Below are 14,637 nucleotides of genomic sequence, written 5' to 3' on the forward strand. Positions count from 1 at the left end.
GCGGCATGTCGGATTTGTTTACACTTGTGCCCTACAGCAAAGCCATGATCCGGCTGTTCAAGCATTATGTGCCCAATGCCGTGCTGCTGCTGGGCTTTCTCGATATCGTCCTGCTGGCGGTGTCGGGCGAGTTCGGCTGGATGCTGCGTGCGCACCAGCTCGGCATCGGCCTGGCGCCGGTGCAGACGCGCTGGCCGCAACTGGCCAGCTATGCGCTGTTCCTCGAGGTCGCGATGATGGCGGTCGGCGTCTATGGCGCTGACGCGCTCCAGTCGCTGCGCTATGCCACCGCCCGGCTGATCGTGGCGATCTCGCTCGGCGTGATCGGGCTCAGCGTGCTCTATTTCCTGATCCCCGAGATCGGCTTCTGGCGCTCGAACCTGCTCTACGCCATGGGCAGCTCGATCGTCTCGCTCATCGCGTTGCGCATCCTGCTCGGCAAGGCGCTGGGCCACCAGGCGTTCAAGCGCCGCATCGTCGTGCTCGGCGCCGGCGTGCGCGCCAAGCGGCTGAAGGACCTGTCCAAGACGCCGGGCGCGGGCTTCGTCGTGGTCGGCTATGTCGCGATGAGCGAGGCCAGCCGGGTGATCCCCGAGGCGATAGCCCGCGACGCGATCTACAATCTCGCCGACCATGTCGTGGTACTCAACGCCAGCGAAGTCGTGCTCGCGCTCGAGGAGCGCCGCAACGCGCTGCCGCTCAAGGACCTGCTGCGCATCAAGACCACCGGCGTGCACGTCAACGAGATCTCGACCTTTCTCGAGCGCGAAACCGGCCGCATCGACCTGGACAGCGTCAATCCGAGCTGGCTGATCTTCTCCGACGGCTTCTCCTCGGGGCGCATGCTCTCGAGCATGTTCAAGCGCGTGTTCGACATCGCGGCGAGCGCGCTCCTGCTCACGCTCACGCTGCCGCTCATCCTGCTGCTCGCCATCGCAGTGAAGCTGGAGAGCAAGGGCCCGGCCTTCTACCGCCAGCGCCGCGTGGGCCTGTACGGCATGGGCTTCGACGTCATCAAGCTGCGCTCGATGCGCCAGGATGCCGAAGTGAACGGCAAGGCCGTCTGGGCCGAGAAGGACGATCCGCGCATCACCCGCGTCGGCCGCTTCATCCGCAAGACCCGCATCGACGAGCTGCCGCAATGCTGGAGCGTGCTGAAGGGCGAGATGAGCTTTGTCGGGCCCCGCCCCGAGCGCCCCCAGTTCGTCGAGGATCTCGAGACCAAGCTGCCTTATTATGCCGAGCGCCACATGGTGAAGCCGGGCATCACCGGCTGGGCGCAGATCAACTATCCCTATGGCGCCTCGATCGAGGATTCGCGCCAGAAGCTCGAATACGACCTCTACTACGCGAAGAATTATTCGCCCTTTCTCGACGTGCTGATCCTGCTCCAGACGATCCGCGTCGTGCTGTTTCCCGAGGGCGCGCGCTGATGGCGGCGTTGCTGCTCTGGCTGCACGCCCTCGCAGCGCTGCTGTTCGGGGCGCTGGCGCTCTGGTCCTGGCAGACCAGCATCGCCGGGTTGCCGCGCCGGCCGCTCGCCTTTGCGCTGGCGACGACGGCGCTCTGGGCGCTCGCCATTGCCGGCATCGGATCGGCCGATCCGGCGACCTGGTTCGCCGAGACGCTGCGCAATCTCGCCTGGCTGGTCTTCATGAACCTGCTCCATCGCCGCGACGCGCAGATGCGCCCGCCGATCGCGCTGGGCACCGTCTACGGCGTGGTCGCGCTCGTCCAGATCGCGGCGCTGCTGCTCACCTTCATCGGCTATGCCAATCCCGATCCGGCGATAGCCGCGCAGATCGGCAGCGCCGCGCTGCTGATGCGCATGCTCGTCGCGGTCGCCGCGCTCGTGCTCGTCCAGGCGCTCTGGTCGACGCTCAGCCCCACCGCGAGCGGCCCGCTGCGCACGCTGGTGCTCGCGCTCGCCGGCATCTGGTGCGCCGAATTCGCGCTCTACACCTTCGGCTATCTCACCGCGCAGTGGCGGATCGAGCCGCTCGCGCTGCGCGGGCTCGCCTATCTCGCAGTCGCGCTCGCCATCGCCACGGCGCTCCAGCGCAAGGGCGAGTGGAAGATCGAAGTGTCGCGGGCGGTCACCTACCAGTCGCTGTCGCTGGTCGCGGTCGCCGCCTATTTCGCGCTGCTCGCCCTCGCCACCTCGGCAATCGCGACCGTCGGCGGCGCCAATGCCCGGGTGCTGCAGACCGCCTTCGTGCTCGGCTCGACCGCGGCGATCCTCACTTTGGTCGCCAATAGCTGGCTGCGCGCGTGGCTGAAGGTCAAGCTAGCCAAGCATTTATTCCGTCATCGCTACGATTATCGCACCGAATGGATGCGCTTCACGGAGACGCTAGGAGCCCCTCAAGGCGGCGCAGCACTGGACGAGCGCATCGTAAAGGCGATCGCCGACCTTACCGACAGCCCGGCCGGGGTGCTGCTCGTTCCCGATGCGAGCGGGCTCGGCGTCGGCGCGAGCTGGAACTGGGACCGCACGACGCTCCCCGCCGCCAGCGATGCGGCGCTCGCCCATCACCTCCACGCCACCGGCCGCATCGTCGAGCTCGATGCGGTGCGCCGCAAGGAAGACCATCTCGATGCGCCCGCCGTGCCGCAATGGATGCTCGACCTGGCCGAGGCCTGGGTGATCGTGCCGCTGCCGCATCATGGCGAGCTCGCCGGCGCGATCCTGCTTGCCCGGCCGCCGATCGACCGCGCGCTCGACTGGGAGGATTTCGACCTGCTCAAGGTCGCCGGCCGCCAGGTCGCTTCCTATCTCGCCGAGGCCCGCGCGCAGGACGCGCTCGCCGAGGCGCAGCGCTTCGACGAGTTCAACCGCCGCTTCGCCTTCATCCTCCATGACATCAAGAACCTCGTGAGCCAGCTTACCCTCACCGCCCGCAATGCCGAGCGCCACGCCGACAATCCCGAGTTCCGCGCCGACATGATCGCGACGCTGCAGAACAGCGCCGAGCGGATGAACGCGCTGCTCGCCCGCCTGTCGCAGAATCACCGCAGCCGCACCGAGGCGCCGCATGCGATCGAGATCGTCGCGCTGGTCGAACGCGTCGCCGGGCAGCGCAAGGGCCAGCATCCGGTGGTGACCAGCGGCGTGCGCAGCGCGATCGCCCATGCCGACCCTGCGAGCCTCGAGCAGCTGCTCGGGCATCTCGTCTCCAATGCGATCGAAGCGAGCGCGGCGAACGAGCCGGTGACGCTGTCGGTCTCGGCCGATGGCGAGCGGGTGGCGATCGACGTGATCGACCAGGGCACCGGCATGTCGCCCGCCTTCATTCGCGACAAGCTGTTCAAGCCCTTCGTCTCGTCCAAGGACGGCGGCTTCGGCATCGGCGCCTTCGAGGCACAGCAGCTCGCGCATGCCATGGAGGGCCGCATCGAAGTGACTTCGCGCGAAGGCAAGGGCACGCGCTTCCGCGTGATCCTCAAGGCCGCGCACCCCGCTGACCTCGGGATGGGACGCGCTGCATGAGCGACACCCGCGCCCTGCCGAAACTCCTGATCGTCGAGGACGATGCTGGGCTCCAGCGCCAGCTGCGCTGGGCCTATGACGGCTATGAGATCTTCACCGCCTCCACCCGCGAGGAAGCGATCACCGTGCTACGCGCCGAGGAGCCCCCGGTGGTCACGCTCGATCTCGGCCTGCCGCCCGATCCCGACGGCACCACCGAAGGTTTTGCGACGCTCGAGACGATCCTGTCGCTGCGCCCCGATACCAAGGTGATCGTCGCTTCCGGCCACGGCGCGCATGAATCGATGCTGCGCGCGATCTCGCTGGGCGCCTGGGACTTCTACCAGAAGCCGATCGATATCGACGCACTCGGGCTGATCGTCGCGCGTGCCTTCCACGTCCATGCGCTCGAAGCCGAGAATCGCCGCCTGGCAGAACGCGTCGAGGCCGGCGCGGTGCTCGGCGGCATGCTCACCGGCGCGCCCGAGATGCTCAAGGTCACGCGCACAATCGAGCGCGTCGCCAGCGCCGACGTCTCGGTGATGCTGCTCGGCGCCAGCGGCACCGGCAAGGAGCTGCTCGCCCGCGGCCTGCACGACAAGAGCGGGCGCAAGGGCCGGTTCGTCGCGATCAACTGCGCCGCGATCCCCGAGACGCTGCTCGAATCGGAGCTGTTCGGCCACGAAAAGGGCGCGTTCACCGGCGCGGTGAAGACCACCGAGGGCAAGATCGAGCTCGCCCAGGGCGGCACGCTGTTCCTCGACGAGATCGGCGACGTGCCGCTGCCGCTCCAGGTCAAGCTGCTGCGCTTCCTGCAGGAGCGGGTGATCGAGCGCGTCGGCGGGCGCCAGCCGATCGCGGTCGACACGCGCATCGTCTGCGCGACGCACCAGGACATCGACGCGATGGTCGCGGACAACCGCTTCCGCGAGGACCTCTATTACCGCCTGGCGGAAATCGTCGTGCGCATCCCAAGCCTGGCCGAGCGGCCGGGCGATGCCGGGCTGCTCGCGCGCCACTTCCTTCAGAAATACGCCGCGCAGATGAACACGACTGCCCGGAGTTTCGCGCCGGATGCGCTCGCCGCGATCGACGCCTGGGGCTGGCCCGGCAACGTCCGCGAGCTCGAGAACCGGGTGAAGCGCGCGGCGATCATGGCCGAGGGCAAGCACGTGGCCGCCGGCGATCTCGATCTCGAGGCGCAGGCCGAGATCGAGCCCGTCAACCTCAAGGCCGCGCGCGAGCTCGCCGATCGCAAGGCGATCCGGCATGCGCTTGCCCGCGCCGAGGGCAATATCTCCGGCACCGCCCGGCTGCTCGGCATCAGCCGCCCCACCCTCTATGACCTGATGAAGGCCTATGACCTCCAGCCATAGGCGCCGGCGCGCCAAATCCTCGGGCTTCGGGCTGCGTGGCCTGCTGGTCATCTGCGGCGCGCTCGCCGTGCTGGTCGCGGTGCTGATCGGCTGGTTCGCGATCGCGCCGGGCCGGATGGGCAAGGACGAGTCGGCCGAAGCCACCACCCGCGCCGAGGCGCTGCTCAAGGCCGACAATGCCAGCGCCGCACGCGACCTGGCTGCGCAAGCAGTGCGCGGCGACCCGGACAATGAGGACGCGCATATCGTCCTCGCCCGCGCGCTGCTCGCGCTGCAGGACGGCGTCGGCGCAGAGGGCGAAATCCAGCGCGCGGTCGATGCCGGCTATGACCCCAAGGCGGTGCCGCAGTGGCGCGCCGAGGCCTGGCTGCTCCAGGGCAAGGCCGACAAGGCGGCGCCCGAGGCCGACAAAGCGGCGCCCAGGCAGCATCTCTATGGCCTGCGTATCCGCGCCCGCGCGCTGACCCAGCTCAGCAACTTCGCCGGCGCCCAGGCCGCGCTCGACGAAGCGCAGCGCCTCGCGCCGAACGATCCGGCCGTGTGGACCGACATCGCCCGCTTCCGCTTCGCCGCCGGCGACCTGCTCGGCGCCGCCGAGGCATCCGACCATGCGGTCAAGCTCGCCCCCGGCAGCGTCGATGCGCTGGTGGTGCGCGGCGAAGTCGTCCGCAGCCAATATGGCCTGGTCGCCGCCCTGCCGTGGTTCGAGCAGGCGCTGAAGCGCGACCCCGCCCGCCACGACGTGCTGATCGAATATGCCGCCACGCTCGGCGATATCGGCCGCACCGTCGATGCGCTCGCCGCCACTCGTCGCGCACTCGCCGCGCGCGACGGCAGCCCACAGGCCTATTACCTCCAAGCCGTCATCGCCGCGCGCGCCGGCAATTTCGACCTGGCGCGCACCATCCTCGCCAAGACCGGCGGCGCGATCGACAGCCTGCCCGGCATGATCCTGCTCGGCGCCACGCTCGATCTGGAAGGTGGCGACTACGAGCAGGCGATCGGCAAGCTGAGCGATCTGGTCGGCATGCAGCCGATGAACATCACCGCGCGCAAGCTGCTCGCCACCGCACTGCTGCGCACCGACCGCGCCCGCAACGCGATCGACATGCTGCGCCCCGTCGTCGCGCGCGCCGATGCCGACAGCTATGCGCTCACCCTCGTCGCCCGCGGCTTCGAGCGGATCGGCGACCGCGCCAGCGCCGCCCGCTATCTCGACCGCGCCGCCTTCCCGGCGACCGGCGAGGCCGCAGCGTTCAGCGCCGACGACAGCACCGCCACGCTCGCCGCCGATGCCGACAACAATCCCGGCGATCCCGACGCGATCGTGCCGCTGATCCGCGCGCAGATCGCCGGCGGCGACAAGGCCGGCGCGCTCGCCCATGCGCGCGACATCGCCGCCAAGAACCCGGGTGCCGCCGCCGCGCAACTGGTGCTCGGCGACGTGCTGATGCTGATGAACCAGCCCGGCGACGCCGCTGCCGCCTACAAGCGCGCCGCCGACCTGCGCTTCGACGAGCCGACGATGCTCCGCCTGGTCGAGGCGCTCGACCGCTCGGGCAATCGCGAGGACGCCGCCAATGCGCTGGCGCTGTTCCTCTCGCAGAACCCCTCCGACATCGCCGCGCAGCGCCTCTCCGCGCACTGGCAGCTTGCGGCCGGGGACTATGACGCGGCGATCGACACGCTCGAGGACATTCGCAGCCGGATCGGCGACGGCGATGCCGCGCTCAACGCCGAACTCGCCGCTGCCTATGCCGGCGCGGGCGAGACCGGCACCGCGGTGGATTTCGGCGAGGCCGCCTATGGCCTGGCCCCCGCCAACCCGGCGGTGGTCGACGCCTATGGCTGGGCGCTGTTCAAGGGCGGCGACAAGGAAGGCGCGCTCGAGCTGCTCCAGAAGGCCGTGATCCTTGCGCCGAAGCACCCGGGTTTGCGCTGGCACCTCGCCCAGGTCTACGCCGCGCTCGGCCGCAAGCCGGAGGCGAGGCTCCACGCCCAGGCGGCACTCGCCGATCCAAGCTTCACCGACCGGGCCGCGGCACAGGCGATGGCGGGCGGCTGAGAAGGCAGCGGTTCGGCCAGTCGCCGCATCATGCCTGCTTCTCCGGCGCGCCAAGCAGCGATCCTCGCTGCCGGCCCGACATCGTCGCCTCCGCGGCCTGAACGCCTGAAGCCGCACTGACAGGCGCTGATAGCCAAGTTGGGGGTGAGCCTGCGGCGGCGCCACGCTATAGCCACCGCCATGACCGACCAGCTCCTCGCCCGCATCGCCGACGCGCTCGACCGGCTCGCACCGCCACCGCCCCCGCCCGCCGACCTGGCGGCGCACCGCGCCTATGTCTGGCGCGGGCACGGGCTGGCGCCGGCGCGCGTGTTCGATCCGCTGCCGATCGAGATCTTGCGCGGGGTGGAGACGCAGCGCGAGGCGCTGGTCGGCAACCTCACCCGGCTCTCCCAGGGCCATGCCGCGCAGGACGTGCTGCTCTGGGGCGCGCGCGGCACCGGCAAGTCGGCGCTGGTGAAGAGCGCGGTCGCCGCCGTCCAGGCCGCGGGCGGCCGGCTCGCGCTGGTCGAGGCCGTCACCACCGAGCTCTCGACCCTGCCCGAGCTGTTCGCGCTGATCGGCACGACCGACCGGCCCTTCGCCATCTTCCTCGACGATCTCGGCTTCGACGCGGCGGGCGATGCCCGGGCGCTGCGCTCGCTGCTCCAGGGCGGCGCCGAGGCGCGGCCGAACAATGCGCGGCTGATCGTCACCTCGAACCGCCGCCACCTCGTCATCCGCGACATCGCCGAGCAGTCGAGCGCGATCAACCCGCGCGATTCGGCCGATGACGGGCTCGCGCTGGCCGACCGGTTCGGGCTGAGCCTGGGCTTCCACGTCGTCGACCAGGACACCTATGTCGACATCGTCTGCGGCTATGCCGAGGCGCACGGACTCGATTTCGATCCCGCCGAGGCGATCGCCTGGGCGACGCGGCGGGGCAGCCGCTCGGGGCGCGTCGCCTGGCAATATGTGGTTGATCTGGCGGGCCGATCGGGCCGAAACCTCTGAATCGTACCAATCCAGGTTAAAAGACCAGCACGGATGCTTGACACCAGGCCCCTCGCCACGGCTCACTCGCTTCCGATGGGACGACTGGGCGAAACCGATCTTGCCGACCGGCTTTCGCCAAGTGGCCGGCACACCTTGCTGGTGCAGGTGGTCTTCGCGCTGCTGGTCACCGGGCTCACCGTTGCGCTGCGCGCGGTGATCGACAGCATCTCGCCCGCTGCCGGCCCCTTCTCGCTGGGCTTCGCCGCGATCCTGGTCGCCACACTGTTCGGGCGGTGGCAGGCGGGCGTGATCACCGGGGTGCTGACCCTGGTCTACAGCTGGTATTTCGTGCTGCCGGCGCAGAACTCCTTCCTGCTCAAGAACGCGGAGGACACCGGCCGGCTGATATTGGCGGCGATCAACTATGCCGCGGTGCTGGTGATCGCCGAGCTGTTCCGCCGCGCGGTGCGCCGCGCCACCGCCGAGCGCGACCGCGAGATCGCCGAGCGCGACCTGTTCCTCGAGGAGTTCGACCACCGGGTGAAGAACAACTTCACCCTGGTCGCAGCGCTGCTCGACATGCAGCGGCGCCGGGCGAAGGATGCGGAGACGGCGGAGGCGCTCTCGTCCGCGCTCACGCGGGTGGAGAGCATCGCCCGCGCGCACCGGCACCTCTATCGCGGCGCGGCGGTGTCGCGCGGCGAGGCAGACATGGCGACCTATCTCGAGGAGCTGTGCGCGGCACTGGCCGAGGCCCTGTTCCTGCGCGGCGCGATCACGCTCGATTGCGTGTGCGACCATGCCGCGATCCCGCGCGATCGCGCCGTGTCGATCGGGCTGATCGTCAACGAGCTCGTGACCAACGCCGCCAAGCACGCCTTTGCCGGGCGCGAGACCGGGCGGATCGAGGTGCGCTTCGAGGCTGCCGCGCCGGGCTGGAAGCTGGTGGTGCGGGACGACGGCGTCGGCATGCCGGACATACCCAAAGCGCGCGGCAAGGATGGCGGGCTGGGGCAGAAGCTGATCGACGGCTTCGTCCGCCAGGCGCGCGGCACGGCGAAGACCGAGAGCGGGTTGGACGGAACCGCCGTGACGGTGGTGCTGGAGGCCTAGCGCTTCCTGCATTCGCCGCGAAGCCGACTCGCCAAGGTCCGCAAAGTTCATGCCAAGGGCGGTTTTCGCGGCGCGCTATTTTCCCTGTTTTTCCGGAAGCGCGGGACATTCTTGCGCGCGCGGGATCCTGTCTTTCCTACAGGCCAAGGCGCGGCCGAGTGCGAGGCGCTGCCGGAAATGGCACGCAGGCGAAAGCCTACATTGCAAGGCCATCCAATCCTCCCCCGCTTCGCGAGAGAGGAATTGATCAACCCAGCGCTTCGACCATTTCGGCCAGCTCGAGCCAGCGCAGCTCGGCCGCATCCTTCTCGTCGCGCAGCTTCCGGATGCCTTCGCCCAGCCGCGTGAACCTGGCGTGGTCCTTCGCATAGAGATCCGGATCGGCCATCGCCGCCTCGTCCCTGGCGATCTGCGCCTCGATCTCCTCGATCCGCTTGGGCAGCAGATCATAGTCGCGCTGGTCCTTGTAGCTGAGCTTGGTGACCTTCCTGGGCGCCTCGGGAGCAGCCACGGCCTTGGGCGCCGCCTTCTTCGCCTCGGCACGCGGCCTCCGCTTGGCTTCCCAATCGGCATAGCCGCCGACCACCGCATCGACCGTGCCCGAGCCATCGAGCCCGAGCGTCACGGTCACCGTGCGGTCGAGGAAGTCGCGATCGTGGCTGACGATCAGCACCGTGCCTTCATAATCGGCGATCACTTCCTGGAGCAGGTCGAGCGTCTCTAGGTCGAGATCGTTGGTCGGCTCGTCGAGCACCAGCAGGTTCGAATGCCGCGCGAATTCGCGCGCGAGCAGCAGCCGCGAGCGCTCGCCGCCCGAGAGCGTGCCGATCTTCGCCTCGGCGATGCTGGGGTCGAACAGGAACTCCTTGAGATAGCCATGGACGTGCTTCTTGACGCCCAGCACCTCGATCCAGTCGCCGCCATCGGCCAGCACGTCGCGCACCGTCTTGGCGGGGTCCATCAGGCTGCGCTGCTGGTCGATGATCACTTCGTCGAGCGTCTTGGCGAGCTTGACGCTGCCTTCGTCGGGCTGGATCTCGCCGGTGAGCAGCTTGAGCAAAGTCGACTTGCCCGCGCCATTAGCGCCGACGATGCCGATCCGGTCGCCGCGGGTGACGCGAAAGGTGAAGTCCTTGATGATCGTGCGGTCCCCAAACCGCTTCGTCACGTACTTGGCGTCGATCACCACCTTGGTGTTGCTGTCGTCCGCCGCGGTGACCAGCTTGGCGGCGCCCTGCGGCCCGACCATCGCCGCGCGGACGGCACGCATCTCCTTGAGCTTCTCGAGCCGCCCCTGGTTGCGCCGGCGCCGGCCGGTGACGCCGCGCTGGAGCCAATGTTCCTCGAGCTTCAGCTTGGCATCGAGCCGCTGCGCGTTGCGCTCCTCTTCGGCATAGACCTGGTCGGTCCACGCCTCGAACCCGCCAAAGCCGACTTCGGCGCGGCGGATGGTGCCCCGGTCGAGCCACAAGGTCGAGCGCGTCAGGCGGGTGAGAAAGGTGCGGTCGTGGCTGATCACGATGAACGCGCCGGTGAAGCGCGTCAGCCAGTCCTCGAGCCATTCGATCGCGGCGAGATCGAGATGGTTGGTCGGCTCGTCGAGCAGCAGCACGTCGGGATTCTGCGCGAGAGCGCGGGCGATCGCGGCGCGGCGGCGCTCACCGCCCGAGGCGGTCGCGGCCTCGCGGCTCAGGTCGATGCCGAGCTGGTCGGCGATCGCCTCCGCCTCATGCTGCGGCGGCGCGTCGCTGCCGCTCAGCACATAGTCGAGCAGCGTAGCGCAGCCGAGCATCCGCGGCTCCTGCTCGAGCAGCACGACATGCGTGCCCGGCACGATCGTGCGGCGGCCCTCGTCGCTGTCGATCGATCCGGCGATCAGCTTGAGCAAGGTGGTCTTGCCCGCGCCGTTGCGGCCGATCAGCGCCAGCCGGTCGCGCTCGCCGATATAGAGGTTGAGCCCACGGAACAGCCAGCCATGGCCCTGGACGAGACCGAGATTTTCGAAAGCGAGAACGGGTGCAGCCATGTGGGGCCAACTAGGGACCGATCCCGTGTCCGGCAAGTTACAGCCGGCTGAAGGCCGCGTTCAGGGGCTATTCAATGCCGGGACCCTATGCCATTTCCCATGAAGATGTTGGTGATGCCCATTCTCTGCGCCTGCCTGGCGGCGTTCGCGCCCGCCGGGACTGCGGCCGCGCAGCCGGACCGGCATCAGGATTCGGATGCGCGCGCGCCCAGGCGCCAGGCTCCGCCGCCGCTTTCGGTCCGCGAGATCGAGCGCCGGGTGATCCCGCGCCTGCCGGGCGCCCAATATCTCGGTTTCGACTATGATCCCGCGACGGAAGTTTACACGCTGAAGTTCCTGCGCAATGGATCGGTGATCTGGGTGGACGTCGACGGCCGTACCGGCGCGATCGTCCGCCGCACGGGCAATTAGGGCCCGGCGAGGGGAATGACATGCGACTTCTGATCGTCGAGGATGAGCCGAACCTGGGGCAGCAGCTCCGCAACGCGCTGGAAGGCGCCGGCTATGCGGTGGACCTTGCCACCGATGGCGAGGAGGGGCTCTATCTCGGCTCCAACGAGCAATATGACGCGATCATCCTCGACCTCGGCCTGCCCGAGATCGACGGGCTGACCGTGCTCGATCGCTGGCGCAAGGAAGGCAAGACCACCCCGGTGCTGGTGCTGACCGCGCGCGACAGCTGGTCGGACAAGGTGGCGGGCCTCGATGCCGGCGCCGACGACTATGTCGCCAAGCCGTTCCAGACCGAGGAGCTGATCGCCCGCCTGCGCGCGCTGATCCGCCGCGCCTCGGGCAATGCCTCGGCCGAGCTCATCGCCGGCGACATCCGCCTCGACACCCGCTCGGGCAAGGTGACCAAGGCCGGCGAGCCGGTGAAGCTCACCGCGCAGGAGTACAAGCTTCTCTCCTACCTGCTCCACCACAAGGGCAAGGTGGTGAGCCGCACCGAGCTGATCGAGCATATCTACGACCAGGATTTCGACCGCGATTCGAACACGATCGAGGTCTTCGTCACGCGCATCCGCAAGAAGCTCGGCGCGGACGTGATCACCACCATCCGGGGCCTGGGCTACAGCCTGGAAGAGCCGGCCGACGCCTGACCTCTTGGCCATGCGCGCGCCGCAACTTTCCAGACGCGCCGCCGCTGCGCTGCCTCTGCTGGTCGGCGTCGGGCTGTGCGTATCGGCATTGCTGCTACGCGCCAGCATGGACGCGTGGCTTTGTCGCGGGCTGTTCGTTGCCGGTTTTGTCGTGGCTGCGCGCGGCGTCTGGCTGCTCCTCGATGGCCCCGGTCACAGGCTCGGCCGGCTCCGTCGCCGCCTGTTCGGGCGGCCGCTGAGCGAGCCCGGGCACGAACCCGCCACTCCCGGCGAGCCCCGGCCGCGCCACTATGTCCGCACCACCGGATCGGTCAGCCGGCGCATGCTGCTGGTCGCGACCGCCTGGATCATGCTGCTGCTCGTCGGCGGCGGGGTCGCGCTCGACCGGGTGCTGGTGACCACCGTCACCAAGAATTTCGACGACCAGCTCGACTACCTGCTCAAGGCGATGATCTTCTCCGCCGAGCTCGACCAGAATGGCGACGTGATGCTCAACCGCGAGCTCGCCGACCAGCGCTTCCTCGAATATAATTCGGGGGCCTATTGGCAGATCAGCGGCAACGGGCACGAGGCCTTCCCGTCGCGCTCGCTCTGGGAACAGCGGCTCAACGTCGACCAGCGCCACAACGACACCAACGTCCATGTCTATGACAGCCGCCAGCTGCCCGGCCAGCTGCTGCGCGTCGCCGAGCGCGATGCGACGCTGCCCGGCTCGGCGACGCGCTGGCGCTTCCAGGTGGCGCAGAGCCGCGCGGCGCTCGACGACCAGATCGCCACGCTCCGCCGCACGCTGGTACGCAGCTTCGTGCTGCTCGGGCTCGGGCTGATCATCATGGTCGCGCTGCAGACCTGGTACGGGCTGTTGCCGCTGCGCCGCGTCCGCCAGGAGATCGCGCGGCTGCGCGCCGGCGAATCGACGCGCGTCGAAGGCGCGATGCCTGCCGAAGTGGCGCCGATGGTCGAGGAGCTCAACGCGCTGGTCGAGCATAACGACCGCCAGGCCGAGGAAGCGCGGCGCCACGCCGGCAACCTCGCCCATGCGCTCAAGACGCCGCTCAGCGTGATCATGAACGCCGCCGCCGCCGGCCAGGACGATCTCGACCAGGCAGTGATCCGCGAGGCGCGGACGATGCGCCGCCAGATCGACCACCATCTCGCCCGCGCCCGCGCCGTCGGCCGGCGCGGCTCGGCGCATAGCCGCGCGGCGGTGTGGCCCTCGGTCGAGGCAGTCGAGCGCGCCGTCGCCCGGCTCTATCCCAATGTCCGCATCGACGTGGACGGGCAGAAGGACCTAGTCGCGCATATCGAGCGGCAGGACCTCGACGACCTGCTCGGCAACCTCGTCGAGAATGCCGCCAAATATGGCGGCGGCAGCGTGTTCATCACCGTGCGCGTCGAAGCTGGCTTCGTCGAGATCCTGGTCGAGGACGATGGCCGCGGCATTCCCGAGGCCGACCGCATCCGCATCTTCGATCGCGGCGTGCGGCTCGACAGCGGCAAGCCGGGCACGGGCCTGGGTCTCGCGATCGTGCGCGATGTCGCGGAAATCTATGACGGCACCGTCAGCCTCGAGGAAAGCGAGGATCTCGGCGGCCTGCTCGTGCGTTTGCGGTTGCCGGCCGCAAGCTGATCGTTCCTGCAACAATCTGAAATTCCGTCGTGACGAACCGGACGCAGAAGCGACGGTGAGCTCGCGGATTGCCCTCTTTTATCCGTCGGGTCGCGTGGCGGCGCTGGTTCTGGGGCCAGCGCCGCCCAAATCCTGAAGCAGATTAAATAATGCTTCATTTACAATATGTTAGAACCTTTCTGTTATACTCTCCCTGGGGATTGTGGACGCAAAGGGAACCCATATGACTTCCATTTCTTCGACTGTGCCGCGCTTCGATCCGCGCGCGCAGATGGATGCGCGCATATCGGCCGCGGCTTCGGCCGGCACGATCAGCAGCGACGACCAGACCGCGCTGAGCAGCGCGCTCGACACGATCGATTCGAGCCTGGGCAGCGACCGCGCCAGCGGCGGCAAGCCGGGCGACATGAAGACCAAGATCGACGGGATGATCGACAAGCAGGTCGAGAGCGGCGCGCTCACCGACGACCAGGCGGCCGAGCTCAAGAGCTTCTTCGCGCAGGGCCCGGACGGCGACAAGCAGGGCGGCCCGCAGGAAACGGACGGCACCGCGCCGCCGCAGGGTGCTGGCGGCGCGCACCACGCGCATGGCCCGCACGGCCCGCCGCCCGCGAGCGACGATGAGTCGGACGACGACGATTCAACCGACTCCACCACCACCGATGCGACCACGCAGATCAGCGCGGCCGCGTCGCGCCAGCTCGAGGCGATGACGGCTTTCCTAGAGAAGCTGCGCAGCAGCGCCGCCTCGGGCAGCAGCACCTATGGCAGCAATGCCGGGACGACCAGCAATGGCAGCTCGGCGACGGGGCTGGTGATCGACACCAACGCGTGATCGCCGGCACCCGGTGCCGCGCGGCGCCGCTCCGGGGGGAGTGGCGCC

11 protein-coding genes are annotated in these 14,637 nt (G+C 68.9%); 10 read left to right on the forward strand and 1 reads right to left on the reverse strand.

Annotation, left to right across the window (positions count from 1 at the left end):
* Positions 1-44: 44 nt before the first annotated feature.
* The 6 genes from ABLE38_RS06760 (at position 45) to ABLE38_RS06785 (ending at position 8,998) form a co-directional block, all read left to right on the forward strand.
* On the forward strand, positions 45-1,433 hold the full coding sequence (locus tag ABLE38_RS06760) for a TIGR03013 family XrtA/PEP-CTERM system glycosyltransferase (protein WP_348973392.1): 1,389 nt from the start codon (positions 45-47) through the stop codon (positions 1,431-1,433).
* Positions 1,433-3,490, forward strand: a complete 2,058-nt coding sequence (gene prsK / locus ABLE38_RS06765) for an XrtA/PEP-CTERM system histidine kinase PrsK (protein ID WP_348973393.1) — start codon at positions 1,433-1,435, stop codon at positions 3,488-3,490. Before ABLE38_RS06760 ends, prsK begins: the two co-directional genes overlap by 1 nt.
* Entirely contained in the window at positions 3,487-4,845 is a 1,359-nt protein-coding gene (gene prsR, locus ABLE38_RS06770) for a PEP-CTERM-box response regulator transcription factor (protein WP_348973394.1), read from the forward strand. Before prsK ends, prsR begins: the two co-directional genes overlap by 4 nt.
* Positions 4,829-6,910 carry a tetratricopeptide repeat protein gene (locus ABLE38_RS06775; RefSeq protein WP_348973395.1) on the forward strand — a complete coding sequence of 694 codons (2,082 nt, stop codon included), beginning with the start codon at positions 4,829-4,831 and terminating at the stop codon, positions 6,908-6,910. The genes prsR and ABLE38_RS06775 overlap by 17 nt, the downstream gene beginning before the upstream one ends.
* Positions 6,911-7,090: 180 nt before the next feature.
* A complete protein-coding gene (locus ABLE38_RS06780) occupies positions 7,091-7,903 on the forward strand; it encodes a DUF815 domain-containing protein (protein ID WP_348973396.1) in 813 nt (270 codons plus the stop codon).
* Between the two features lie 75 nt (positions 7,904-7,978).
* A complete protein-coding gene (locus tag ABLE38_RS06785) occupies positions 7,979-8,998 on the forward strand; it encodes a sensor histidine kinase (RefSeq protein WP_348973397.1) in 1,020 nt (339 codons plus the stop codon).
* Between the two features lie 247 nt (positions 8,999-9,245).
* On the opposite strand, the gene ABLE38_RS06790 is transcribed toward ABLE38_RS06785, so the two are convergent.
* Positions 9,246-11,024 (reverse strand): ATP-binding cassette domain-containing protein, encoded by a 1,779-nt coding sequence (locus ABLE38_RS06790; RefSeq protein WP_348973398.1) that lies wholly within the window; start codon positions 11,022-11,024, stop codon positions 9,246-9,248.
* Positions 11,025-11,123: 99 nt separating this feature from the next.
* Between ABLE38_RS06790 and ABLE38_RS06795 the strand changes: the two genes are divergently transcribed.
* From ABLE38_RS06795 to ABLE38_RS06810, 4 genes are all read left to right on the forward strand, one after another.
* Positions 11,124-11,435: a hypothetical protein gene (locus ABLE38_RS06795; protein WP_348973399.1), complete on the forward strand. Its 312-nt coding sequence runs from the start codon at positions 11,124-11,126 to the stop codon at positions 11,433-11,435.
* Positions 11,436-11,455: 20 nt separating this feature from the next.
* The gene (locus ABLE38_RS06800) at positions 11,456-12,124 is read left to right on the forward strand and encodes a response regulator transcription factor (protein WP_180143335.1); all 669 of its coding nucleotides are present in this window, start codon (positions 11,456-11,458) and stop codon (positions 12,122-12,124) included.
* 322 nt (positions 12,125-12,446) lie between these two features.
* A complete protein-coding gene (locus ABLE38_RS06805; protein WP_348974459.1) occupies positions 12,447-13,754 on the forward strand; it encodes a HAMP domain-containing sensor histidine kinase in 1,308 nt (435 codons plus the stop codon).
* 223 nt (positions 13,755-13,977) lie between these two features.
* Positions 13,978-14,589: a hypothetical protein gene (locus tag ABLE38_RS06810; protein ID WP_348973400.1), complete on the forward strand. Its 612-nt coding sequence runs from the start codon at positions 13,978-13,980 to the stop codon at positions 14,587-14,589.
* The last annotated feature ends 48 nt before the right edge of the window (positions 14,590-14,637 follow it).

The organism is Sphingomonas sp. KR3-1 (assembly GCF_040049295.1).
GTDB lineage: Bacteria > Pseudomonadota > Alphaproteobacteria > Sphingomonadales > Sphingomonadaceae > Sphingomonas.